The sequence below is a fragment of the Haemophilus sp. THUN1692 genome (assembly GCF_059704395.1).
On the sequence record NZ_AP046579.1, the window covers coordinates 273,416 to 297,652 of the forward strand.

General features: G+C 38.6%; 21 protein-coding genes. 10 read left to right on the plus strand and 11 right to left on the minus strand.

What is annotated here, in order from left to right:
* Nucleotides 1-41 precede the first annotated feature (41 nt).
* The 6 genes from AC6H0A_RS01255 to odhB all read left to right on the plus strand — a co-directional run bounded on the left by AC6H0A_RS01255 (nt 42) and on the right by odhB (nt 7,912).
* Nucleotides 42-1,502, plus strand: coding sequence for a L,D-transpeptidase family protein (locus AC6H0A_RS01255; RefSeq protein ID WP_497512267.1), 1,461 nt, complete (start codon nt 42-44; stop codon nt 1,500-1,502).
* 30 nt (nt 1,503-1,532) lie between these two features.
* Complete coding sequence (mepK, locus tag AC6H0A_RS01260; RefSeq protein WP_005640462.1) at nt 1,533-2,093, plus strand: peptidoglycan L,D-endopeptidase MepK; 561 nt, start codon at nt 1,533-1,535, stop codon at nt 2,091-2,093.
* Between the two features lie 52 nt (nt 2,094-2,145).
* A complete protein-coding gene (locus AC6H0A_RS01265; protein ID WP_044232313.1) occupies nt 2,146-2,901 on the plus strand; it encodes a TatD family hydrolase in 756 nt (251 codons plus the stop codon).
* Nucleotides 2,902-2,910: 9 nt separating this feature from the next.
* Nucleotides 2,911-3,543: an MBL fold metallo-hydrolase gene (locus AC6H0A_RS01270; protein ID WP_179230744.1), complete on the plus strand. Its 633-nt coding sequence runs from the start codon at nt 2,911-2,913 to the stop codon at nt 3,541-3,543.
* Between the two features lie 210 nt (nt 3,544-3,753).
* Nucleotides 3,754-6,561 carry a 2-oxoglutarate dehydrogenase E1 component gene (sucA, locus tag AC6H0A_RS01275; protein WP_179230743.1) on the plus strand — a complete coding sequence of 936 codons (2,808 nt, stop codon included), beginning with the start codon at nt 3,754-3,756 and terminating at the stop codon, nt 6,559-6,561.
* A gap of 121 nt (nt 6,562-6,682) precedes the next feature.
* Nucleotides 6,683-7,912 (plus strand): 2-oxoglutarate dehydrogenase complex dihydrolipoyllysine-residue succinyltransferase, encoded by a 1,230-nt coding sequence (odhB, locus tag AC6H0A_RS01280; protein ID WP_179230742.1) that lies wholly within the window; start codon nt 6,683-6,685, stop codon nt 7,910-7,912.
* Nucleotides 7,913-8,027: 115 nt separating this feature from the next.
* Here the strand turns inward: odhB and nrdB are convergent, their stop codons facing one another.
* The 7 genes from nrdB to AC6H0A_RS01315 form a co-directional block, all read right to left on the minus strand.
* Nucleotides 8,028-9,158, minus strand: a complete 1,131-nt coding sequence (gene nrdB, locus AC6H0A_RS01285; protein ID WP_005640473.1) for a class Ia ribonucleoside-diphosphate reductase subunit beta — start codon at nt 9,156-9,158, stop codon at nt 8,028-8,030.
* 158 nt (nt 9,159-9,316) lie between these two features.
* Entirely contained in the window at nt 9,317-10,123 is an 807-nt protein-coding gene (locus AC6H0A_RS01290) for a hypothetical protein (protein ID WP_179230741.1), read from the minus strand.
* A 25-nt stretch (nt 10,124-10,148) separates the two neighbouring features.
* Entirely contained in the window at nt 10,149-12,419 is a 2,271-nt protein-coding gene (nrdA, locus tag AC6H0A_RS01295; RefSeq protein WP_005640475.1) for a class 1a ribonucleoside-diphosphate reductase subunit alpha, read from the minus strand.
* A gap of 245 nt (nt 12,420-12,664) precedes the next feature.
* A complete protein-coding gene (dolP, locus tag AC6H0A_RS01300; protein ID WP_005640477.1) occupies nt 12,665-13,246 on the minus strand; it encodes a division/outer membrane stress-associated lipid-binding lipoprotein in 582 nt (193 codons plus the stop codon).
* A 56-nt stretch (nt 13,247-13,302) separates the two neighbouring features.
* Nucleotides 13,303-13,887: a D-sedoheptulose-7-phosphate isomerase gene (locus AC6H0A_RS01305; RefSeq protein WP_044232318.1), complete on the minus strand. Its 585-nt coding sequence runs from the start codon at nt 13,885-13,887 to the stop codon at nt 13,303-13,305.
* A 12-nt stretch (nt 13,888-13,899) separates the two neighbouring features.
* Complete coding sequence (locus tag AC6H0A_RS01310) at nt 13,900-14,259, minus strand: YraN family protein (RefSeq protein WP_005640481.1); 360 nt, start codon at nt 14,257-14,259, stop codon at nt 13,900-13,902.
* On the minus strand, nt 14,259-15,986 hold the full coding sequence (locus AC6H0A_RS01315) for a penicillin-binding protein activator (RefSeq protein WP_179230740.1): 1,728 nt from the start codon (nt 15,984-15,986) through the stop codon (nt 14,259-14,261). The genes AC6H0A_RS01310 and AC6H0A_RS01315 overlap by 1 nt, the downstream gene beginning before the upstream one ends.
* Before the next feature lie 71 nt (nt 15,987-16,057).
* Between AC6H0A_RS01315 and rsmI the strand changes: the two genes are divergently transcribed.
* From rsmI to AC6H0A_RS01330, 3 genes are all read left to right on the plus strand, one after another.
* Nucleotides 16,058-16,909 (plus strand): 16S rRNA (cytidine(1402)-2'-O)-methyltransferase, encoded by an 852-nt coding sequence (rsmI, locus tag AC6H0A_RS01320; protein WP_179230739.1) that lies wholly within the window; start codon nt 16,058-16,060, stop codon nt 16,907-16,909.
* 99 nt (nt 16,910-17,008) lie between these two features.
* Entirely contained in the window at nt 17,009-18,457 is a 1,449-nt protein-coding gene (gene tldD / locus AC6H0A_RS01325; protein WP_005640484.1) for a metalloprotease TldD, read from the plus strand.
* A gap of 121 nt (nt 18,458-18,578) precedes the next feature.
* A complete protein-coding gene (locus tag AC6H0A_RS01330) occupies nt 18,579-19,130 on the plus strand; it encodes an NlpC/P60 family protein (protein ID WP_005640485.1) in 552 nt (183 codons plus the stop codon).
* An 83-nt stretch (nt 19,131-19,213) separates the two neighbouring features.
* Here AC6H0A_RS01330 and fbp read toward each other — a convergent pair whose 3' ends face one another.
* Nucleotides 19,214-20,215, minus strand: coding sequence for a class 1 fructose-bisphosphatase (gene fbp, locus AC6H0A_RS01335; RefSeq protein ID WP_005640486.1), 1,002 nt, complete (start codon nt 20,213-20,215; stop codon nt 19,214-19,216).
* Between the two features lie 234 nt (nt 20,216-20,449).
* Between fbp and truA the strand changes: the two genes are divergently transcribed.
* Entirely contained in the window at nt 20,450-21,259 is an 810-nt protein-coding gene (gene truA / locus AC6H0A_RS01340; RefSeq protein ID WP_005640487.1) for a tRNA pseudouridine(38-40) synthase TruA, read from the plus strand.
* Nucleotides 21,260-21,350: 91 nt separating this feature from the next.
* Here truA and AC6H0A_RS01345 read toward each other — a convergent pair whose 3' ends face one another.
* The 3 genes from AC6H0A_RS01345 to AC6H0A_RS01355 are packed head-to-tail and all read right to left on the minus strand — an operon-like array spanning nt 21,351 to nt 24,237.
* Nucleotides 21,351-22,367, minus strand: coding sequence for a YeiH family protein (locus tag AC6H0A_RS01345; RefSeq protein ID WP_005640488.1), 1,017 nt, complete (start codon nt 22,365-22,367; stop codon nt 21,351-21,353).
* Between the two features lie 11 nt (nt 22,368-22,378).
* Nucleotides 22,379-23,188, minus strand: coding sequence for a peptide ABC transporter ATP-binding protein (locus AC6H0A_RS01350; protein ID WP_005640489.1), 810 nt, complete (start codon nt 23,186-23,188; stop codon nt 22,379-22,381).
* Nucleotides 23,188-24,237 (minus strand): peptide ABC transporter ATP-binding protein, encoded by a 1,050-nt coding sequence (locus AC6H0A_RS01355; protein WP_005640490.1) that lies wholly within the window; start codon nt 24,235-24,237, stop codon nt 23,188-23,190. The genes AC6H0A_RS01350 and AC6H0A_RS01355 overlap by 1 nt, the downstream gene beginning before the upstream one ends.

The following is a 24,237-nucleotide window of genomic DNA, read 5'->3' on the forward strand; positions in this document are numbered from 1 at the left end:
AATAAAGTGCGGTTGTTTTAGGGAATGTTTAAGGAATGGCTATGTTTAAAAGCACTGCAAAGCTCTCAGTATTTGCGTTGTCATTATCAATGATGATATCAGGATGCGCTTTAGCAGATTTTGCAAACAATGGGCAATCTGCGCAACTTCATGGCATTGATGTTTCGCATTTGTCTCCAGAAGAAAAACAAAAGCTTGAAGAAGAAATTAAATTAGATCAAGCTCGCTTATTACAGGAAAAGCAAGCAATTTTAGAAATGTCGCTAACCCATGAAATAGGTGAGCATGCTTTACAGTTTAAGCCTTTGTTAGCTCGTTTATATGCAGAACGTAAATATACATCATTATGGAAAGATAGTGCTGCGGCTCGCCAATTATTACAGGATTATGCAGCTATGGTGGCTAGCGGTATTTCTAAACGTTCAGCAAAATCCTTAGAATCCTTTGAATTGATCGAGCAAGAAGGCGGATTAGCTTATGATGTTTTATTGAGCGATATATTGCTAGATTATTTGTATTATACTCAAAATGTTGGAGTTCAAGCTCAACGCTGGCTGTATTCGCCTAGTGCTTATCAAGTCCAACAACCTGCAGATGAACATATTCAACGTTGGTTAAGTGCGGTAGAAAATGGTCAACTTTTAGGTTTTGTACAAAGTTTATCGGGTGATAATCACTTATATCATCAAACTGTTAAAGCGTTATCATCAATGGTATCTGCATCAGGCTTATCAGAGGTTGGACAGAAACTTGCAATTAATGCACAGCGTTTGCGAGTAATTCCTGATTTTCATAATGGCATCTTTGTAAATATTCCAAGTTATAAATTGCAGTATTATCGTGATGGTAATTTAACGTTGGAGTCTCGTGTTATTGTTGGTAAGGCTCAACGACGTACGCCAGTGATGTATAGCAAATTGAGTAATGTTGTTGTTAATCCACCTTGGAATGCGCCGACTCGTTTGATTAATGAAGATTTATTGCCAAAAATGAAAGCGGATCCAAATTATATTGCAGAGCATAATTATTCAATTTTAGATAGTCAGGGAAATGTCGTTGATCCTGCTTCTATTGATTGGGCATCTATTGGTAATAAATTCCCTTATCGAGTTCGACAAGCCGCGGGTGATAGCGCATTGGGTAATTATAAATTTAATATGCCAAGCTCAGATGCGATTTATTTGCATGATACGCCAAATCATGGATTATTTAGTCGTAAAGATCGTGCATTAAGTTCTGGTTGCGTGCGTGTGGAAAAATCCGATCAACTTGCTAGTATTTTATTAAAAGAAGCGGGGTGGTCTGATGAACGTAAAAAGAATGTTTTAGAGAGTAAAAAAACTGTTTCTGCCCTAATTCGTTCAGAAAACCCAGTGTTTATATACTATGTAACATCCTGGGTTGATGATGGAAAAATTCAAGTATTGCCAGATATTTACAAATACGATGGATTGATGAATTTCAGTGACATTAATTGGAATGTCGTCAAAAAATATCTCTAATAATCCATCAAAAAATAGAAAGGAGAGATGATGAACAAGGTTGATAAACAGAAACGTAAATGGCTGTCGCTCGGTGGAATTGTTTTAGGTGCATCAGTTTTACCAAATTCTGTATTAGCAGTGGTTTCAATACCTAAGCCTCGTATTTTGACGTTCCGTAACATTAATACGGGAGAGCGATTAAGCGGTGAGTTTTCTGCTCAAAAAGGTTTCGCAAGTACCACATTAAAAAAATTAGACCATTTTATGCGCGATAAACGAACAAACCAAGTTCATAGAATGGATCCAAATTTATTCCACAAGTTTTATAACATTCAAAGTAATTTGGGACTACGCAATGCTGAAATTGAAGTTATTTGTGGTTATCGTTCTGCAGCAACTAATGCAATGCGCCATCGTCAAAGTAGCGGAGTAGCAAGTAATAGTTATCATATTAAAGGAAAAGCCATTGATTTTCGTATTGCGGGTGTACCTTTGATTAAAGTGAAATCTTTCGCAGAAAGTCTTCGAAATGGTGGTGTAGGTTATTATCCAACAAGTAATTTTATTCATGTGGATACAGGCCCTGTTAGAACCTGGAAAGGGGTATAAAATAAATTTAAAATTGACCGCACTTTTGTGCGGTTTTTCATTGGAAAATACTATGCTATTTGATTGTCATCTTCATTTAGATCAACTCTCTGATGAGAATATTCAGAAAACACTTGGTGATTCAAAGATTACAGGTATGCTTGCAGTAAGTACGAATCTAAAAAGTGCTAAAAGGCTATTGAATTTAAAGCAGGCTTATTCCGAGAAACTTTATATTGCAGCTGGTTTTCACCCCGAACAGGCCTTGCTGAATTTAGAAGAGCAAGAAGAATTATTTCAATGGATTGATGAACATCATTCCTTAATTTCTGCGATTGGCGAAGTGGGCTTGCCACATTATTCTAAACGTGAAAATTCAAATTTGGATTACGCACCTTATATTGTATTACTAGAACGATTTATTCTGATAGCGAAAAAATGGGATTTGCCGTTAAATTTACATATTGTGCATAATGATGTGGATATTGCGCTTGAATTATTGCAGAAACATAATATCCAACGAGCCCATTTTCATTGGTTTAAGACAGATGAAAAATCTTTTCAGAAATTTTTATCTACACCATATTTTGCTAGCCTCACGCCTGATATTTTATGGAATCCTAAAACGCAATATGTTGCTCAACATTTGTCGTTGAACCGTTTGATGATTGAAACGGATAGTCCATGGCCACACGAAGGATTTGAAAGTGTGGTAATTTCTGAGCAATTATTCGCAGTAGCGAAGAAAGTAGCTGAATTAAAATCTTTGCCATTACATTATGTTCAAGAGCAAATGCTTTTGAATACTCAACAATTTTATCGATTATAAGGAGCAAACATGAATATCGAAATTATCCCAGTCACCGCATTTCAACAAAACTGTTCTTTGATTTGGGATGACGACAAAAATGCAGCAATCATTGATCCAGGTGGCGAAGCCGAACGCCTAATTCAACGTATTGAAGAACTGGATTTAAATCTTAAAGTGATTTTGCTTACCCATGGTCATTTAGATCATGTTGGCGCAGCGATGCAATTAAAACAACATTTTAACGTTGAAATTTGGGGCTCTCATGAAGAAGATAAATTTTTATTTGAGAGTTTGCCAGAACAAGCCCAACGCTTTGGTTTGCCAAATATTGAAGCTTTTTTACCTGATCGTTGGTTTAATCAAGAAGGTGAAATCTTAAAATTAGATGGCTTTAATTTCGAGATTTTACATTTACCAGGGCATACACCAGGGCATATTGGTTTTATTGAACATGAGAAAAAAGTGGCATTTACAGGCGATGTATTATTTCAAGGCGGGATTGGTCGTACTGATTTCCCTCGTGGTAATTATGAAACATTGATTTCTTCAATTAAAACAAAACTATTACCGTTGAATGACGATCTTATTATTATTGCTGGGCATGGGCCTTATACAACCATTGACCGAGAAAAACAGACAAACCCATTTTTAAATCGTTAAAGTTAAAAGTGCGGTGAATTTTATTCTTATTTTCTAAAAGAGCTGATTTTTTATTGGCTCTTTTTATCTGAAAAAGGAAAGAGTTTGAGTCAGATCACAAATCTGTAACAATTTCTGATAAGAAGCTTATTTCCTTTTCAATCCTATGTATAATGGATAAAAAATGGAGCGAAAAATATCGTTCCAAATAATCATAATAAAGAGGTAATTATGCAGCAAAACAAGGCATTTGATGATTGGTTAGCTAGCACAGCATTAGGCGGTGCAAATCAATCTTATATAGAAGAACTTTATGAAAGCTATTTGAGTGATCCGCAGTCGGTGGAGGAAAGCTGGCGAGCCACTTTTGATTCTTTACCCAAAATGACCGCACTTGAACAGCCCCATACACCAGTGCGAGATTATTTTCGTCGCTTAGCACGAGAAAATCATAATGAAGCGGTGACAGTGATAGATCCTGCTGCTGGCGCAAAATTGGTGAAAGTCCTACAATTTATCAATGCCTATCGTTTTCGAGGCCATTTAGAGGCTAATTTAGATCCCCTCAATTATTATCGTTGGAAAGTCTCTTCCGTCCCTGAATTGGATTATCGTCATCACGGTTTTACTGAACAAGATCTCAACGAAACCTTCAATATTAATCATTACGTTTATAAACGCGATACCATTAAGCTTGGTGAGTTAGCTCAAATGTTGAAAGAGACATATTGTGGCTCAATTGGTTTGGAGTTTATGCATGTGCAAGATATGGCACAGAAAACTTGGCTTCAGAGCAAAATGGAAAGTGTGTTAGATAAACCGCTTTTTACATCTGAAGAACGTGTTAATTTTCTTCGTGAACTTACCGCAGCAGATGGTTTAGAGCGCTATCTAGGGGCAAAATTCCCAGGGGCGAAACGCTTTTCTTTAGAAGGAAGTGATGCGTTTATTCCATTGATGAAAGAAATTATCCGTCATGCTAGTCGCCAAGGAGTAAATGATGTGGTAATGGGAATGGCACACCGTGGGCGTCTGAATATGCTCGTGAATGTATTAGGTAAAAAGCCTGAGGATTTATTTGATGAATTTGCGGGTAAACATTCGAGTGAACGTACAGGGGATGTGAAATATCATCAAGGTTTTTCCTCTGATTTCGCAGTGGATGATAAGCGAGTTCACTTAACTTTGGCATTTAATCCATCTCATTTGGAAATTGTAAGCCCAGTAGTGGTGGGCTCTGTGCGTTCAAGACAGACTCGTATTAATGATACAACGCGTAGCCAAGTTTTAGCGATTACAGTACATGGTGATTCCGCTGTAGCAGGGCAGGGCGTTGTTCAAGAAACATTGAATATGTCAAATGCTCGTGGTTACAGTGTGGGCGGTACTATTCGTATTGTGATTAATAACCAAATTGGCTTTACGACATCTAACCCGAATGACACGCGTTCCACAGAGTATTGCACCGATATCGCGAAAATGATTCAAGCGCCGATTATTCACGTTAATGGTGATGATCCTGAAGCGGTTGCTTTTGCTGCGCGTATGGCGGTGGAATATCGTAATTTATTCAAACGAGATATTTTTATTGATTTGATTTCTTATCGACGTCATGGTCATAACGAAGCTGATGAGCCATTAGCTACTCAGCCAATGATGTATAGCATCATCAAAAAACATCCTACACCTCGTAAAGTTTATGCAGATCGCTTAGTTTCAGAAGGCGTGATGACTGAAGAACAAGTTACCGAGATGGCGAATGATTATCGCGATGCGCTAGATAATGGTGATCGAGTCGTATCAGAATGGCGAGAAATGGATACGGCAAAAATGGATTGGTTGCAATATCTCAACTATGATTGGACTGCGCCGTATGAAAGCAAATTTTTACAGGAACGTTTTTTAACACTTGCTAAACGTGTATGTGAATATCCAGAAAGTTTACGTGCGCATCCTCGTGTAGAAAAAATCTATAATGATCGTAAAGCAATGTATCAAGGCGAGAAATTGCTCGACTGGGGTATGGCTGAAACCATGGCTTATGCAACCTTGCTTGATGAAGGTGTTAATGTTCGTTTATCAGGTGAAGATGCGGGGCGTGGAACCTTTTTCCATCGTCATGCCGTTGTGCATAATCAAAATGATGGTACGGGGTATGTACCATTAACACATTTGCATGCTAACCAAGGTCGTTTTGAAGTATGGGATTCGGTACTATCTGAAGAATCTGTTCTTGCTTTTGAATATGGCTATGCAACAACGGATCCAAAAACTTTAACCATTTGGGAAGCGCAATTTGGCGATTTTGCTAATGGTGCACAAATTGTTATCGACCAATTTATTAGCTCTGGTGAACAAAAATGGGGCAGAATGTGTGGTTTAGTTATGTTATTGCCTCATGGCTATGAGGGACAAGGTCCAGAACATTCTTCTGCTCGTCTTGAACGTTATTTGCAACTTTGTGCTGAACAAAATATGCAAGTCTGCGTGCCGTCAACTCCAGCACAGGTGTATCACATGTTGCGCCGTCAATCTTTACGTAAAATGCGCCGTCCATTGATTGCGATTTCTCCAAAATCTTTGCTACGCCATCCATTGGCTGTATCCAGTTTAGATGAGTTGATTAATGGAGCTTTCCAAACTGTAATTGGAGAAATTGACCAGCTTGATCCTAAAGATGTAAAACGTGTGGTAATGTGTTCAGGTAAAGTCTATTACGATTTACTTGAACAACGTCGCGCCAATAATCAGAAAGATGTGGCGATTATTCGTATTGAGCAGCTTTATCCATTCCCACATGAGGATGTGAAGAAAGCGCTTGCGCCTTATGGGCATGTCACGGATTATGTATGGTGTCAAGAAGAACCACTTAACCAAGGGGCTTGGTATTGCAGCAAACATAATTTTGAATCAGCAATTCCAGAATCCGTTAAACTCAAATATGCAGGGCGTCCAGCTTCGGCTTCACCTGCTGTGGGTTATATGTCGCTTCACACTAAACAGCAAAAACAGTTAGTGGAAGATGCGTTAACCCTATAAAGTGCGGTTAGAAATTAAGATATTTTTATAAATTTACAGGTGTACTTGTTGCATCGTGGATAAAAAATAAAAGAGTAATTCAGTGCAATAAGTTGCACTTTAAGAGATAAGGAAAAATAAAATGACCATTGAAATTCTTGTTCCAGACCTACCTGAATCAGTTGCGGATGCAACCGTTGCTACTTGGCATAAAAAAGTAGGTGATACCGTTAAACGTGATGAAGTTATTGTAGAAATTGAAACGGATAAAGTCGTGCTAGAAGTCCCTGCACTTTCTGATGGCGTGCTGGCAGAAGTTATTCAAGCTGAGGGCGAAACTGTGGTGAGTAAACAGTTGCTAGGAAAAATTTCTACGGCTCAAGAAGGGGATGTGAGTTCAGCGACATTAAAAGCAACGAATGAACCCACACCATCAGATCGTCAACATGCTGCGATTGAAAATAGCCATAATCACAATGTGGATCAGGGTCCTGCGATCCGACGTTTATTAGCAGAACATGATTTACAAGCAGATCAAATTCAAGGTTCTGGCGTGGGTGGTCGTTTAACACGTGAAGATATTGAACGTGAAATCGCAAAACGACAAGCGTTGCAAGCGAAACAAGAAGCGGCCACTGAGCAAAATACAATTAGTACGGTAGCTTATAGTGCACGTTCTGAAAAACGTGTGTCAATGACCCGTTTGCGTAAACGTATTGCTGAACGTTTACTTGAAGCAAAAAATAGTACAGCAATGCTTACTACTTTCAATGAAGTGGATATGCAGCCAATAATGACTTTGCGTAAAACCTACGGTGAAAAATTTGAAAAACAGCATGGTGTCCGTTTAGGATTTATGTCTTTTTATATCAAAGCGGTTGTGGAAGCATTAAAACGTTATCCTGAAGTGAATGCTTCTATCGATGGGGATGATGTTGTTTACCATAACTATTTTGATATTAGTATTGCGGTTTCGACTCCTCGTGGATTAGTCACACCGGTGCTTCGCGATTGCGATAAGCTCAGTATGGCAGAGAGCGAAAAACAAATTAAAGCATTAGCTGAAAAAGGTCGTGATGGCAAATTAACAGTAGAAGATCTTACTGGTGGCAATTTTACTATTACAAATGGCGGTGTGTTTGGTTCTCTTATGTCCACCCCAATTATTAATCCACCACAAAGTGCGATTTTAGGAATGCATGCAATTAAAGAACGCCCGATTGCGCTTAATGGTCAAGTGGTGATTCGTCCAATGATGTATCTTGCCTTATCTTACGATCATCGTTTAATTGACGGCCGTGAATCTGTTGGTTTCTTGGTAACGATTAAAGAATTATTGGAAGACCCAACAAGATTGTTATTAGAAATCTAATAAATAAAAGGCTTTCTTTGTTAGAAAGCCTTTTAAAATGAACAAAAAATTAACCGTACTTTAAATATTTAAAAAGAATATTCCAAAGTGCGGTTATTTTCTTATGTGTTTTTAATTATAGATCGAAATCCCCAAAATCATTCGTATCAACTTTTGAGTCAATTTGACCAACAAGGTAAGAACTCACTTCGACTTCTTGTGGTGCTACTTGTACATTATCAGAAACAAGCCATGCGTTAATCCATGGAATTGGATTAGAACGTGCACCAAATGGTAATGGAAGACCAACGGCTTGCATACGGATATTGGTGATATATTCCACGTATTGCACCAAAATGTCTTTGTTCAAACCAATCATAGAACCGTCTTTGAACAAGTAATCCGCCCAGTCTTTTTCTTGTTCTGCGGCCGCTAAGAATAAATCATAGGCTTCTTGTTTACATTCTTCTGCAATTTCTGCCATTTCAGGATCGTCTTGACCTGCAGCCATAATGTTTAAAATATGCTGCGTACCAGTTAAGTGTAAGGCTTCATCACGTGCGATAAATTTAATGATTTTCGCATTACCTTCCATTAATTGACGCTCAGCAAAGGCAAAGGAACAAGCGAAAGATACGTAAAAACGAATCGCTTCAAGTGCGTTCACACTCATCAAACAAAGATAAAGTTGTTTTTTCAGATTACGTAATGTCACCACACATTCTTTACCATCTACAGTGTAAGTGCCTTCGCCGTATAGGCTGTAAAGTTGGCTGTCACGGATTAAATCGTCGTAATAAGAAGAGATATCACGTGCACGTTTGATGATTTCTTCGTTAGTTACGATGTCATCAAACACGACAGATGGATCGTTCACAATATTACGAATAATGTGTGTGTAAGAACGAGAGTGGATGGTTTCAGAGAACGTCCACGTTTCGATCCAGGTTTCTAATTCAGGAATCGACACCAACGGCAACAACGCCACGTTCGGGCTACGACCCTGAATAGAATCCAACAAGGTTTGATATTTTAAGTTACTGATGAAAATATGTTTTTCATGTTCAGGCAACGCCGCGTAGTCGATACGGTCCTGCGACACATCCACTTCTTCTGGACGCCAGAAGAAGGAAAGTTGTTTTTCAATGAGCTTTTCAAAAGTCTCATATTTTTGTTGATCGTAACGGGCAACGTTAACGTTTTGACCAAAGAACATCGGTTCTTTTAACTGGTCGTTTTTGTTTTGTGAGAAAGTGGTGTATGCCATTTTTTTGTCCTTTAATCTTATGAGTAAAGTGCGGTCAGTTTTTAAAATGTTTTTTCATGCTGGCGCAAGCGTCTTCGCTTGTGCCTTTAGTTTATTTACTTAGCACAAGCGTGGACGCTTGCGTTATCGGAGTATGCCATAGTTTATAGTCCTTCCTTCTACCTAAATTTCCAAAACATGCCAACTATAGTTCCTACTACAACTAAAGCACTATAAGCTGGGTGTCCTTTAATAATTTCAGGTATGGTTGTTAGATGTAATCCATAGATTTCCGTAAATTTTCCATTGTGTTTCAATTTATTAGCATGAGTTAGATCGAAAAAATTAGCTATCATATCTAATTTTCGGGAAGTAGATAAATGTAGAGCCTGATAATTTCCTTGTTCAAAGGCTTCAGCTTTTTCTTTCCCATTCATAGCATCTTTAATAGCAATATTGTTCAATGCAGCTAATACCATCATTCTTCCAGAATAAGTTTTATTTTCAAATTCATAAGAATGCTCTATATAATTTCCTCCATATAGAGCACTTAAGATACGAGGCATATCAAACTTACAGCTATCTGGAATTTTAATGGGAGTTTCTCCTAGTACTTGATAACGATGTTCAAGAGCTTGAAATCCGTAGTTAGCATTTCTCATATTCCAGTGAAGAAATTTAGCCTGTAGATTTTTTATAAAATCAAAGTATGAATCTAAAACTGATTTTTCTAACACATCTAAATTTTCTTCATTATTTGGCTCAATCTTTAATTTTTCGGAGGCATGCCAAATTGACCAGTAATGAGTTTGAGCACTTTCTAAGTTCCTTACGCCAATTGATGTTACTCTTACTGACTTTGTATTGTCGTAAAATGACTGACAAGAATAATGAATTACATATGTGTTTGATTTATCAAGATAAATATCCTCAATGTATTTTCTGTTCTTTTTACGGTTTTTTAGGCGTTCCATAGCTGATGACATATATTTTATCCCTCAACTATAAAAACTAAATCTTACACGCCCCACCGGCACAGCCATCATCCAAATCTTCTTGGCTGTCTTCGGCACCGTCACGGGTGTTTTGGTAGTAGAGGGTTTTTAAGCCGTATTTGTAAGCGGTTAACAGATCTTTTAACAACACTTTCATCGGTACTTTGCCGTCTTCAAAACGTTTTGGATCATAGTTAGTGTTGGCGGAGATGGCTTGGTCCACGAATTTTTGCATGATGCCAACCAAGTGCAAGTAGCCGTCGTTGCCCGGGATGTCCCAAAGTAATTCGTAGTTTTCACCTAAGTTTTCATAATCTGGTACTACTTGTTTCAAAATACCGTCTTTCGAAGCCTTGACGCTCACATGGCCGCGTGGCGGTTCGATACCGTTGGTGGCGTTGGAAATCTGAGAAGAGGTTTCCGACGGCATGAGGGCTGTGAGGGTAGAGTTGCGCAAACCGAATTCTTTAATGTCACGGCGTAGGCTTTCCCAGTCGTAATGCAACGGTTCGGAAGTTAGGCTGTCGATATCTTTTTTGTATGTATCAATCGGCAAGATACCTTGTGCGTAAGTGGTTTCGTGGAAGTATTCACACGCACCTTGTTCTTTCGCCAAGTTCATGGAGGCTTTCAATAAGTAATATTGAATGGCTTCGAAAGTGCGGTGAGTTAAATCGTTGGCACTGCCGTCAGAATAACGCACGCCGTGTTTCGCTAAGTAGTACGCGTAGTTAATCACGCCGATACCCAAAGAACGACGGGCAAGGGAACTGCGTTTTGCCGCAATCACCGGATAATCTTGGTAATCCAATAAGGCATCTAAAGCACGCACGGCAAGATCCGCTAAATTGTCGAGCTCGTCTAAGTTGTCCAATTTGCCCAAGTTAAAGGCGGAAAGGGTACAAAGGGCGATTTCACCTTCTTCATCATTAATGTTATTTAGTGGTTTGGTGGGTAAGGCGATTTCCAAACACAGGTTGGATTGACGCACCGGCGCCACTTTCGGATCGAATGGTGAGTGGGTGTTGCAGTGATCCACGTTGTGAATGTAAATACGACCGGTGGATGCACGTTCTTGCATTAATAAAGAGAACAATTCAACGGCTTTTACGGTACGTTTACGAATGGACAGATCCTGTTCGTATTGGACGTAAAGTTCTTCAAACTTGTCTTGATCCGCAAAGAACGTTTCGTAAAGTCCCGGCACGTCGGACGGGCTGAATAGGGTAATGTCGCCGCCTTTGATTAAGCGTTGATACATTAATTTATTGAGCTGTACGCCGTAGTCCATGTGACGCACGCGGTTGTCTTCCACTCCACGGTTATTTTTTAACACAAGTAAGCTTTCTGCTTCTAAGTGCCAAATTGGGTAATAAAGTGTCGCAGCACCGCCACGAACGCCACCCTGTGAGCAAGATTTCACTGCAGTTTGGAAATATTTATAGAATGGAATACACCCCGTATGGAATGCTTCACCGCCACGAATCTCACTGCCTAATGCACGAATTGCACCTGCATTGATACCAATCCCCGCACGTTGTGAAACATATTTTACAATAGCTGATGCCGTTGCATTAATTGAATCTAAGCTGTCATCACATTCAATTAATACGCAAGAGCTGAACTGACGAGTAGGTGTGCGCACACCCGCCATAATTGGCGTTGGTAAGGAAATTTTGAAGGTAGATGTTGCATCGTAGAAACGTTTTACATAATCCAAACGCGTTTCTTTTGGATATTTAGAGAATAAACTAGCGGCAACCAATAAATAGAGGAATTGTGCTGATTCGTAGATTTCTCCTGTCACACGGTTTTGAACTAAATACTTACCTTCTAATTGTTTTACGGCAGCATAAGAGAACGTCATATCACGCCAATGATCGATGAATCCGTCCATTGTGTCCCACTCTTCACGAGTATAATCATCCAATAACGCATGATCGTATTTTCCCATGCGTACTAATTTTTTGACGTGATCGTATAAACGAGGAGGATCGAAATGACCGTAGGCTTTTTTACGTAAATGGAAAATCGCTAAGCGGGCAGCTAAAAATTGATAATCAGGCGTATCTTTGCTGATTAAATCTGCGGCTGCTTTAATAATGGTTTCGTGAATGTCTGAAGTGCGAATGCCTTCGTAAAATTGAATGTGTGAGCGAAGCTCAACTTGGGAAACAGACACATTGTCTAGACCTTCTGCTGCCCATGTAATAACACGGTGGATTTTATCAAGATTGATTTGTTCCTGCGTGCCATCACGCTTGGTTACCATTAAGCTTTTATTCATTGTACGACCCTTGTTATTATGGCGATGTTAAACACAAGATATAGTGTTTGTAATAAAATCACGCACAAGGTAATGTGTTTTTTGATTGAGATCAAGCAATAAATTTTTTGCTTGAATTATTGACAATAGGTAACTTATTTAAAAATAAATGGTTTTTTCGAAAGAGCAAAAAAATCAAATTTTTTACTTGTAAAAATGAGAAAAGTGCGGTTGAAATTCGTTGAATTTTTACCGCACTTTGAAGATTAGTTGAGATATTTGAAAACTTTAATTACTTTTTTCACGCCACTGATTTTGCTCGCAATATCTGCGGCCGCATCAGCTTGGGCGTGGGTTAGTGTACCAAGTAGGAAAACTTCTCCATTTTCGCTAATAACTTTAACATCGGTTGCTTTAACTCGACCATCGACTAACATTTTTGATTTGACTTGCGTAGTAATCCAACTGTCTTTGCTGATTTGTGCAAAAGAGATTTTTGGGCCAACAGTCAGCTCGTTATAAATGTCATTGACACCTTCAACGCCTTTTGCAAGATCTGCGACTGTTTCTTTTACACCACTATTGGGAACTTGACCGATTAAAAGTACTCGACCATTGTAAGACACTGCATTTACACGACCTTCAGTTTTGATTTGAGCATCTTTTTCAACGGCATTTTCTACTTTGAATTCGAGAGTTTCGTCATCAACTTGTGTGCCTGCTGTTCGAGGATCGGTACCGACTTTAGCCGCTGCAGCGCCACCACCAAGAGCGGCAACGATACAGCCTTGTAAAAAGAATGTTGTGCTAAGCACGATAGCCAGTTTTTTTAACGGGGATAATGTCATAATTAACTCCTTTTGAGATTAAATTACTGCTAGTTTGAAATTGATTTATTTTGCTGTCAAGCACTTGGGAACAAGGTATGGTCAACTAATTCACAAAGGGCATTGATAACAAAAAGATGGTTTTCTAAGACCCGACTTTCTTTGGTTGCCGGAATTGATATTTCTAAATCACTATCGGCTAAAATTCCTTGAATTGCATCGTTATTAGAGCCAGTGAGTGCAATGACATTAACTTCTTTATTTACTGCATGAGAAATAGTATTTAGCACGATTTTCTCTGTTCCCAAAGGTGCAAAAGCGATAAGTAAGTCGCCCGGTTTGGCAACGGCATTAAATTGGTGACAATACAATTCTTCAGGCGAATGTTCAAAAACAAGAGAAGAACCTACCGCACTTTCTAAACTCAAGAGCACAGAGGGAAAACTCGGTCTTGCTAAATCGTATCGATTAAGTAAGTTAGATACGAGAAACTGTGCATTAGCATAAGAACGCGAGACGCCGCAAGCGATCACTTTATTGCCGCCTAGCAAACATTGCATCACCATTTGGGTGGCGTTAGAAATATTTTCCGAAAGCATGCTAGACGCAGCAATTTGAATTTGAATACTTTCGCTATAAATATCTTTTACTTTTTGTAACATCATAAAAAGCCATTAATCGAGAAAATTAGGAATCCATTGAATATCTTGGGGCGTTTTGCCAAAGGCGATTAAATCAAAACGACAATCGGCGTCTTCTAAACTCATGTTTTGTTTCATTAGCCATAAATTTGCAGCATCTAACCATTTTTGTTGTTTTTGCCAATCTACACTTTCTATTGCTGAGCCAAAGGCATGACTAGAACGCTGGCGAACTTCAACAAAAACGATGGTTTCTTTGTCATTCATAATAAGATCAAGTTCACCACATTTGAAATTTTGATTAGCCGCAATAAATTTTAAGCCTTTTGATTCTAAAAAAAGGCGAGCTTGATGCTCAAAGCTCGCCCCTTGTTGACGTTTTAAAGAAAACATTAGTTTGCGACCGGTACAACTGCACCATTTTGATATTGATACCAAGTCATATCGCGTTCAACATTACAATTTGTACCCGCACTTAAAATACCGGTTAAACCACTTAAGCGATATCCTGGTACTTGGCGCAATTCATTAAATTGATTGATGAGTAACCAAGCATCCGCACCCATTGCGTATAAACGCATTAATTGATATTCACCGCCAGTTGTTTTGGCGAGTTTTTGATATTGTGGTGAATTGGTTTCTTTAAAAAATGGAATATCACTAAATTGAACACCATTCATTTGAGCGACAAACTCAGGATTGCTGCTTGCTGTATTGGAGCTTGAGCGTGAGCTTGCATAAATACGTAAATTTGGTGCGCTATTCGTTAAATAGCCTTTCATTTCAACCAATTCATCTGGATTGGCGACTACGTAAAGTGCGGTTGAATTTGAACCATTTTCTTGTAGGAAATAAGTGACATCCGCTGGTAAATTATAGTAACGAATATTCGCATCTGTACCCGCTAATTGTTGCCAACGTACATTAAAGGCATTACCTACGCGTTGCCCTAAATCATTTTGCGGCATGGCGACGAGTGGACTACGAATTCCATCATTCCAAATTTTATTGGCTGCTGACTCTACTTCATCTTCTGGTGAAAGTCCATAATAGCAAAGTTGACCAATTGCACGAGAATTTGGTGTCGCATTTAACGCAAGCACATCCATACCTTGAATTTGTGCAGGATCCGCTAAAATTACATCAAGATTTTGTTTTAGTAATGGGCCCACTAACGTTTTAATCCCCGCTTGTTTTGCTTGTGCAATAATCTCTTGGACAGAATTCATTGAGGTATCAAATACTTGTACTGGAATCATAGAATCGCCTTTTGCATCGTTAAAACCAGATTGAATAGTTGTACCAAGAATTTGTCCGTCACCACTTAATGGCAATAGTAAACCAATTTGTGACACATTTGTTTGTTGGAAATTAAGTAATGTAAGCAATTCTTTTGGGAATAATGTTGCGGCTGAATGATTTGGATAAGCATTTTTCCAACTTTGTAATGCTTGGCTTAATTGAACTGGTTGACGAATATAATCGTTGTAGGTTTTGATTAACGTTAACCAGCCACCTAAAGCCGCATTACCTTCATCTGAAGCATTATTGATTACACCTGTATTTGCTGAACGTAACAATGCCCAAGTTTTATCAACGTTATCTTGACGACGTTGTACATCTGTTAAATTCTTATCCATTTCTACCCGCGCTTTTACGGCTTCAATCATGTCTTTACGGTTTTCAGCAACAATAGCTAAGGTTTCGTAATAACGAGATTTTTGTGACGGGCTTAATTTATTTAAATCCAATGCTCGTAATTGATTTTGAGCGACTTCATTGGCATTTTTTGCAGCAGAAATTCTCGCTTCAATTAATATGCGATCTAATTTTTGCGCATCATTTAATTCACCTAATTCACTTAATAACGCTTCTGATTGTTCAACTTTATTTTCACTGATTAACACACGAGCTGCGAGCAATTTATAGGTTTGTTGATCTTCAAGTTCTTGTGTTTGTCCTAATTTATTCATATAAAATTCAGAACTTGCATTTGCATCTTGTTGTAAAGTTTGCGTGAAATTGCTACCAAGTAGATTTGAACAGCTAGCTAAAGCCATTGACAATAAAATTGGCATTAAACGTTTTTTAAAACGTCCGCCTTGTAATAGAATAGACATCTTTGCTCCATCATAAACAGACAATAGTTGTAGCAGATCTTACTTATCTCATAACTTAAAAGCAAACAAAAATGACTGATTTAACCGGAATTTTATACATTATTGCCACACCCATTGGCAATTTACAAGATATTACCCAGCGTGCCTTAGATACTTTTGCTCAAGTTGATTTAATTGCAGCAGAAGATACCCGTCATAGTGGCCTTTTATTAAGCCATTATGGTATCAAAAAGCCCTTTTTTGCTTTGCATGATCACAATGAACAAGAAAAAGTTCATATTTTGGTGGAAAAACTCAAGCAAGGTAGCAATATTGCTTTGATTTCTGATGCGGGGACGCCATTAATTAGTGATCCTGGTTTTCATTTAGTGCGCCAATGCCGTGAGGCTGGCATCCGCGTTGTTCCTTTGCCCGGGGCATGTGCGGCAATTACCGCACTTTGCGCATCGGGGATTGCTTCTGATAGATTTTGTTTTGAGGGTTTTTTACCAGCAAAAAGTAAAGCCCGCAAAGATAAATTAGAAAATATCGCAGAAGAAGACCGCACTTTGATTTTTTATGAATCCACTCACCGTATTTTAGATACGCTAGAAGATATGCAATTGGTGCTGGGGGAAGAACGATATATTGTGTTAGCCCGTGAAATTACTAAAACTTGGGAAACGATTACGGGTAATACGATTAAAAATTTACGAGAATGGCTTTTAGAAGATCCAAATCGTACAAAAGGCGAGATGGTTTTGATTGTGGAAGGCAAACCAAAGTCTGACAATAACGAGGAAATTTCTCCACAAGCGGTGAAGGCACTTGAATTAATTGCAGAAGAATTACCGTTAAAAAAAGCAGCTGCTATTGTTGCTGAGTTGTATGGTTATAAGAAGAATGCTTTGTATCAATTTGGATTAGCGCATTTGGAAAAGTAACCTCAAAATCAACCGCACTTTATGAATCAGATTTTAATTATTGTTGCACTAAATAGATATAAATTTTCATTAGATACCTACTTTTAAACTGGAAAAAATATGTTAAACCAAGTTTCAAATACATTACTGACACCAAGTAATCTTTCAACTAAAGCATTGCTCAATATTTTCGACATGATGTCGCATCGTAATATTGACTATGCTGATTTGTATTTTCAACTTAGCCAAGATGAAAGTTGGGTATTGGAAGATGGCATTATAAAAGAAGGCGGTTTTCATATTGATCGTGGTGTTGGCGTGCGGGCAGTTTCTGGTGAGAAAACAGGTTTTGCTTATGCTGATCAAATTAATCTCGCCTCTTTGCAGCAATGTGCGGAGGCGGTAAAGGGGATCGCGCAAGTCAAACAGGGGAATTTGATTTCGCCATCCGCTTTTAATGTTGTAAATCCTATTGCTCGTTATGCAGCGATTAATCCTTTGGAAAGTTTGACTAAAGAGAAAAAAATTGAGCTATTACATTTGGTTGATCGTACAGCACGCGCAGAAGATCATCGCGTAACCCGCGTATCAGCAAGTCTTAGTTCCGTTTATGAAGAAGTATTAGTCATGGCGACGGATGGTACGCTAGCTGCAGATATTCGTCCTTTAGTTCGCTTATCTATTTCTGTGTTAGTAGAGGAAAATGGCAAACGTGAACGAGGCAGTTGTGGTTCTGGTGGGCGTTTGGGTTTAGATTGGTTCTTTGAAGTGATTGATGGCGATATTAGAGCAGTACGATTTGCTAAAGAAGCGGTTCGTCAAGCTTTAGTAAATCTTAGCGCAGTTGCAGCACCAGCTGGATTAATGCCAGTTGTATTAGGTGCTGGTTGGCCTGGCGTGTTGTTACACGAGGCGGTAGGGCACGGTTTAGAAGGGGATTTTAACCGTAAAGAAAGTTCACTTTTCACAGGCAAGATTGGTGAACAAGTGACTTCACCGTTATGTACGATTGTGGATGATGGTACGATTGAAAATCGTCGAGGATCATTGACTATTGATGATGAAGGTGTGCCAAGCCAGTGCAATGTACTTATCAAAGATGGGATCTTGCAAGGTTATATGCAAGATAAAATGAATGCTCGTTTGATGGGCGTAGTACCTACGGGGAATGGACGTCGCGAGTCTTATGCCCATTTACCAATGCCTAGAATGACCAACACCTATATGCTTGCTGGACAAAGTCAGTTTGATGATTTGATTGCTTCTGTAGAACAGGGGATTTATGCACCGCACTTTGGTGGCGGTCAAGTGGATATTACGTCTGGTAAATTTGTATTTTCTACTTCAGAAGCTTATTTAATTGAAAAGGGAAAAATCACGAAACCTGTGAAGGGCGCAACTTTAATCGGTAGCGGTATTGAAGTGATGCAAAAAATTTCTATGGTTGCAGATAAATCAGAACTGGATTTAGGTATTGGCGTTTGTGGTAAAGAAGGGCAAAGTGTGCCTGTCGGTGTTGGACAGCCAGCACTAAAAATTGATGAAATTACCGTTGGTGGTACAAATTAAACCAAAATTGCGCAAAAGATCACAAAAATCCCATTAAAATTGGATTTTTACTGGCAATCTTATTCAAATTTTGATAGTCTCGGGCAGGATTTTATTTTATATCTTTTAATTATTTTAAATTATGTTAAAAAGAATTTTAGTTATTATTGGTTTAGCGACACTCGCAACCGCTTGTTCTAATGGCCCACGAACGGCAAATCATCAGGTTATTTCAGAAAGTGATGATGCTCAATTAACCGGTTTGATTAGTAATTTAGAAAAAGGTAATCGTTCAGGGATTTTCCATAAAGTGAGAACAAACCGTTCATCAGCTTTAATGGGTGATAAGGCTTTAGCTGGTGTGTATAATGAATGGGTGGGAACCGCTTATCGTATGGGCGGTACAACCAAACGTGGTATTGATTGTTCTGCATTTATGCAAACGACTTTTTCTGACGCATTTGGCATTGAGTTGCCTCGTTCGACAGCTGAACAACGTTATTTAGGTAAACAAATTAGTAAATCAGAGTTGAAAAAAGGCGATTTAGTATTCTTCCGTAAAAATAACCACGTCGGTGTTTATATTGGTAACAACCAATTTATGCATGCAAGTACAGGGCAAGGCGTGACGATAAGTTCCCTTGATGAAGAATACTGGGCTAGAACTTACACTCAATCTCGCCGTATCATGTAATGAAAAAGAAAACCGAACATTAAGTTCAGTTTTTTGATCAGCTTATTGATAAAAGTCTCCTCTTTTAATCGAGGAGATTTTTATTATTCTTTAAATTCTTCCATCATTTCTTGTGCTTTTTTCACCATATCCTCTGAACCAACAAATAATGGAACACGTTCATGAAGTGCGGTTGGTTCGATATCTAAAATTCGACGATAACCATCTGTTGCGACACCGCCCGCTTGCTCCGCTAAAAATGCAATTGGATTGCCTTCATATAATAAACGGAGTTTTCCATTTGGATAGTTGGTTGCACTTGGGTAAATATAAATGCCGCCTTTTAATAAGTTGCGGTGGAAGTCTGCTACAAGTGAACCAATATAGCGAGAGGCGTAAGGACGATGAGTCGCTTTATCTTCTTCTTGGCAATATTTAATATATTTTTTCACGCCTTGTGGGAATTTGAGGTATTGCCCTTCATTGATGGAATAAATGCGTCCAGTTTTTGGCATTTGCATATTTTCGTGTGACAGACAGAATGTACCGATTGATGGATCATAAGTAAATCCATTAACCCCATTACCAGTGGTATATACCAACATAGTTGATGAACCGTAAACAATATAACCCGCGGCAACTTGTTTATTCCCTGGTTGTAAGAAATCCTCTAAGGTGACAGGTGTGCCAATTGGAGATACGCGACGGTAAATGGAGAAAATTGTACCGACGGATACGTTTACATCAATATTCGAAGAACCATCAAGAGGATCCGTTAAAATAATGTATTTTGCATTGCGTCCACGTTCTGTATCAAATGCGATAAAACTTTCTTCTTCTTCAGATGCAAAACCAGCCACTTCTTCACGCGCCATTAATGACGCTTTCATCGTGTTATGGGCGAATAAATCAAGTTTCATTTGACTTTCGCCTTGTACGTTTTCAACACCAGATTGGCCGAGAATATTTGTTAAGCCTGCTTTATTAATATCTCGGTGAATAATTTTCGCTAAAAGACGAATTGATGACAAAATACCGCTCAATTCCCCTTTTGCATTTGGGTATTCTGCTTGGCGTTCAACAATAAATTCACTCAATGTTTTCATAATTTTCCTTTTAGTTTTTCATAATATGTTGATTAATTATAGGTAATTTGGAGTGTAAACTCTAACGATAGATTATCAGAATGAGATCTTTATCACAAAAATGTCACATTTATTGCTGTAATTTTTGGAAGCTATTACTTATTTGTTAATAAATTCTGGAGCGATTTTGTGAATTTGCGCTCCAAATAAACTTGAGCTACCATAACCGCACTTTATTAAGCCAAAAGGTAAAAAATGAAAATCGCATTAGGCATTGAGTATAACGGGCAAAATTATTATGGTTGGCAGAGACAAGAAAAAGTCCGCACTGTACAAGAAGAATTAGAAAAGGCGCTTTCTTGTATTGCGAATGAAAAAATTGACATATTTTGTGCTGGCAGAACGGATTCTGGTGTGAGTGGAACGGGCCAGGTTGTTCATTTTGAAACCAATGCAATTCGTCCAGAGAAGGCTTGGGCCTTTGGTACGAATGCTCATTTACCTGATGACATTGCAGTGAGTTGGGCAAAACAAGTCGATGATGAATTCCATGCGAGATTTTCTGCAACAGCACGCCGTTACCGCTATATTCTTTATTGTAATAAATTACGCTCTGCGATTTTAGCGGGAGGAATGACTCATTGCCATTTAGATTTAGATGCCGAAAAAATGCATCAGGCAGGGCAATGTTTATTAGGGGAGCATGATTTTTCCTCTTTCCGCGCTGCACAATGCCAGTCTCATACCCCTTGGCGTAATGTGCATCATTTGAATGTGTCTCGTATTGGAAAATATATTATTGTTGATATTCAGGCAAACGCTTTTGTGCATCATATGGTGCGCAATATTGTGGGAAGTTTAATTGAGGTCGGTGTTGGAAATCAGCCGATTGAATGGATGCAATGGCTACTTGAGCAGAAAAATCGTCAGCTTGCCGCACCAACAGCAAAACCCGATGGATTGTATTTGGTTGATGTGATTTATCCGCAAAAGTTTGATATTCCTAAACGCCCAATTGGTCCTTTATTTTTAGAGGATGGTTTGTTAAATCGTACTTTGAAATAAAGCGTAATTTCATGTTTTAAATAACCATATCTGAAAATATTCTTCATAAAAAAAGACCGCACTTTAAAAGTGAGGTCAATTTTAAGTGAATTTATATTAATTTTGATATTCCGTAGTTCACTAAAAATCCACCAATCACTAGCCATAAATAAATCAGTATCCCTAAAATAAGAGGTTTTAATCCTGCTTTCTTTATTGCGCTTGCTTGCGTCGTTAAGCCAAGCGCAGCCATCGCTGAAATTAATAAGAAAGAATCGATTTCAACGAATAATTTCACGAGTTCTTTTGGTAATAAATCAAAAGAATTAAAAATCGCAACGCCAATAAAAAGTACAGCAAACCAAGGAATTGTAATTTTGTGTGATGTATTTTCTGATACCCCATTACTACGTGTTAATAACCAAGAAAGCATTAATAAAAATGGGGCGAGCATCATCACTCGGATCATTTTGGAAATGACGGCAGTATTCGCCACGATAGGATCAATATTTTCCCCAATCGCATAAACTTGAGCCACTTCATGCACGCTAGAGCCAACATAAATACCAAATTGATGGGCGTCAATTAAATTTTGCGACCAAGTGTAGAAAAAGGGGTAAGTAAAAATAGCAAGTGTCCCGAAAATGACGACTACAGCAATCGCCACTGAAACCTTATGGGATTCTGCTTTGGTAACAGGCTCTGCCGCCATCACTGCTGCCGCCCCACAAATGCTACATCCAGCCCCAGTGAGATAAACCAATTGTTTATCCATTTTTAGATAACCAATGCCCAAAAGTGCGGTAAGAAAAAAGGTTGAAATTAGCATGATTGCATCAGTGACAACAGCATTTAATCCAACATCGGCGATATCGCCAAAGGTGAGTCGAAAACCATACAGCACAATGCCAGTGCGAAGAAGCGTGCCTTTGGCAAACAAAACGCCTTTTTCCACTTGTGTTGAAAATTGCGGATAAATGGTATTTCCGATTGCCATACCTAGTAGGATAGCAATAATTAAAGCACTGATATGATAATGATGGGAAAAATCAGTGTTTCCTAAATAGTTAGCAAGTACAGCGATAATCGCGATAAATATAAGTCCGAAATAAAAGGGACGTGTGTTCATTTTTTCTCTCCTTAGTGAGTGTTTTTGTCTTTTACCCAAGCGGCTTCATCTAAAATTTTGCCAAAATAACTTTCCACTAAACGGCCAGTTACATCTGTTTGTGGATCGGTAAATAGCGTTTTAGGCGTACCGCTCTTGATCATTTTCCCTTTATCCATCACGATGACTGTGTCTGCAATATGTTTAATCAGGCCGAGGTCTTGCCCTACATAAATGTAAGAGATACCTAAACGTTGCTGCAGATCAAGAGTTAAATTTAGTAATTGAATGCGCACCGAGGCATCTAAATTACCTAGTGCATCATCTATAATAATTATTTCAGGTTCTAAAATCAGCGCGCGTGCCAAAGCAATACGCTGTTTTTGGCTGATAGAAAGATTTTTAATTTTTAGATTTGTGTAATCAGGGTAAAGCCCTACAAGTAGCAGTGTTTCAAAGATTTTTTGATTGCGACGTTCTTCATCCCAATCTGTTGCTAAACGTAGCGGCGCATCTAATGCCTCACCGATATTTAAGCGAGGATTAAACGCTGAATTCGCATCTTGGAACACCATTCGAATATGTTGTGCACGGTATTGAAAATCCTCGAATTGCAATTCATGATCGTTAAATAAAATTCTGCCAGAAGTGGGCTGTGTAATGCCCGCGATCATTTTTACTAATGTTGATTTCCCAGAACCATTTTTGCCGATAATTGCTAAGGTTTGTTGGCGCTCAAGAGAAAAAGTTACGTTTTCTACCGCATTAAAGTCACTCGTACCAAATAAACGCTTGCGGCCTTTGAAGGTTTTAGTCAAATCTTCTACTTGTAATAACGGCATTATTCATTTCCTTTGCTTGCAAGTGTTAATGGCAAACTCATTGCTTTTTCTTTGAAGGTTTTCTCGCGTAAATTAATTGGATAATGGCAAGAAAATTCATGTTGTTTTATTTTGAATCGAGTTGGTTTTTCAATACATTTTTTCTGTGCAAAAGGACAACGAGGGCCAAGACGGCAACCGATAGGCATTTGTTCTAAAATTGGCACGGTACCTTCTAAGGTACTTAGTTTAGTTTTAAATCCCAAAGGCTGCGTAAAATCAGGCACGGCATTAATTAATGCTTGTGTGTAAGGATGATGAGGACTTTCAAGCAACATTTGCGTTGGGCCTGATTCCGTATTTTGTCCGCAATAGAGTACAGAAATCTGATCGCACCATTCACTAATACTTCTGATGTCATTGCTAGCCAATAAAACGGTTGTGCCTTGGTTTTGGTTCATACTAGAAAGTAATCGAAATACCTGTAATGCTGTTGTTGCTTCTAATACATTAGTTGGTTCATCGGCAATAAGCAAGCGGGGCTGATTTGCTACTGCAATAGCAATCATGACTTTTTGTCCTTCACCTTCCGTTAATTCATTAGGATAGCTTGTCATAATGTCTTTGTGTTCTTTTATCCCTACACGATGCAATAATTCAACGGCACGGCGTTTTTTCCAACCAAACCATTGCCACCATTTTCCTTTAAATGTCCAATTCGGGATATTTTGGATTAATTGTTTACCAATTTTCCGACTTGGATCAAGACAAGAAAGGGGATCTTGGAAAATCATGGATATTTCTTTACCCACCAATTTCCGGCGTTTATTGGGACTAAGTTTTAGCAACTCTATATCATGAAAGCGAAAGCGATCTGCGGTAATAATCCAGTTTTCTTTGATAGCATTACAAATTACTTTGGCGATTAAACTTTTACCAGAACCTGATTCGCCAACAAGCCCACAAATTTCCCCTTCATTGACCGATAAGTTTACGCCGTCCACAATTTTAACGAGGCCGTTTGAGGTTTGTATTTCGATATTTAGGTTACGGATGTCTAGTAGTGCCAT

What these genes read in the sequence shown, in the direction of transcription:
- dolP (WP_005640477.1), bottom strand. Translation starts at nt 13,246, where the DNA reads ATGACATTATCCCCGTTAAAAAAACTGGCTATCGTGCTTAGCACAACA.
- rsmI (WP_179230739.1), top strand. Translation starts at nt 16,058, where the DNA reads ATGACTGATTTAACCGGAATTTTATACATTATTGCCACACCCATTGGC.
- AC6H0A_RS01310 (WP_005640481.1), bottom strand. Translation starts at nt 14,259, where the DNA reads ATGTTTTCTTTAAAACGTCAACAAGGGGCGAGCTTTGAGCATCAAGCT.
- AC6H0A_RS01255 (WP_497512267.1), top strand. Translation starts at nt 42, where the DNA reads ATGTTTAAAAGCACTGCAAAGCTCTCAGTATTTGCGTTGTCATTATCA.
- odhB (WP_179230742.1), top strand. Translation starts at nt 6,683, where the DNA reads ATGACCATTGAAATTCTTGTTCCAGACCTACCTGAATCAGTTGCGGAT.
- AC6H0A_RS01315 (WP_179230740.1), bottom strand. Translation starts at nt 15,986, where the DNA reads ATGTCTATTCTATTACAAGGCGGACGTTTTAAAAAACGTTTAATGCCA.
- AC6H0A_RS01350 (WP_005640489.1), bottom strand. Translation starts at nt 23,188, where the DNA reads ATGCCGTTATTACAAGTAGAAGATTTGACTAAAACCTTCAAAGGCCGC.
- nrdA (WP_005640475.1), bottom strand. Translation starts at nt 12,419, where the DNA reads ATGAATAAAAGCTTAATGGTAACCAAGCGTGATGGCACGCAGGAACAA.
- truA (WP_005640487.1), top strand. Translation starts at nt 20,450, where the DNA reads ATGAAAATCGCATTAGGCATTGAGTATAACGGGCAAAATTATTATGGT.
- AC6H0A_RS01355 (WP_005640490.1), bottom strand. Translation starts at nt 24,237, where the DNA reads ATGGCACTACTAGACATCCGTAACCTAAATATCGAAATACAAACCTCA.
- fbp (WP_005640486.1), bottom strand. Translation starts at nt 20,215, where the DNA reads ATGAAAACATTGAGTGAATTTATTGTTGAACGCCAAGCAGAATACCCA.
- AC6H0A_RS01345 (WP_005640488.1), bottom strand. Translation starts at nt 22,367, where the DNA reads ATGAACACACGTCCCTTTTATTTCGGACTTATATTTATCGCGATTATC.
- tldD (WP_005640484.1), top strand. Translation starts at nt 17,009, where the DNA reads ATGTTAAACCAAGTTTCAAATACATTACTGACACCAAGTAATCTTTCA.
- AC6H0A_RS01270 (WP_179230744.1), top strand. Translation starts at nt 2,911, where the DNA reads ATGAATATCGAAATTATCCCAGTCACCGCATTTCAACAAAACTGTTCT.
- AC6H0A_RS01265 (WP_044232313.1), top strand. Translation starts at nt 2,146, where the DNA reads ATGCTATTTGATTGTCATCTTCATTTAGATCAACTCTCTGATGAGAAT.
- AC6H0A_RS01290 (WP_179230741.1), bottom strand. Translation starts at nt 10,123, where the DNA reads ATGTCATCAGCTATGGAACGCCTAAAAAACCGTAAAAAGAACAGAAAA.
- AC6H0A_RS01330 (WP_005640485.1), top strand. Translation starts at nt 18,579, where the DNA reads ATGTTAAAAAGAATTTTAGTTATTATTGGTTTAGCGACACTCGCAACC.
- AC6H0A_RS01305 (WP_044232318.1), bottom strand. Translation starts at nt 13,887, where the DNA reads ATGTTACAAAAAGTAAAAGATATTTATAGCGAAAGTATTCAAATTCAA.
- sucA (WP_179230743.1), top strand. Translation starts at nt 3,754, where the DNA reads ATGCAGCAAAACAAGGCATTTGATGATTGGTTAGCTAGCACAGCATTA.
- nrdB (WP_005640473.1), bottom strand. Translation starts at nt 9,158, where the DNA reads ATGGCATACACCACTTTCTCACAAAACAAAAACGACCAGTTAAAAGAA.
- mepK (WP_005640462.1), top strand. Translation starts at nt 1,533, where the DNA reads ATGAACAAGGTTGATAAACAGAAACGTAAATGGCTGTCGCTCGGTGGA.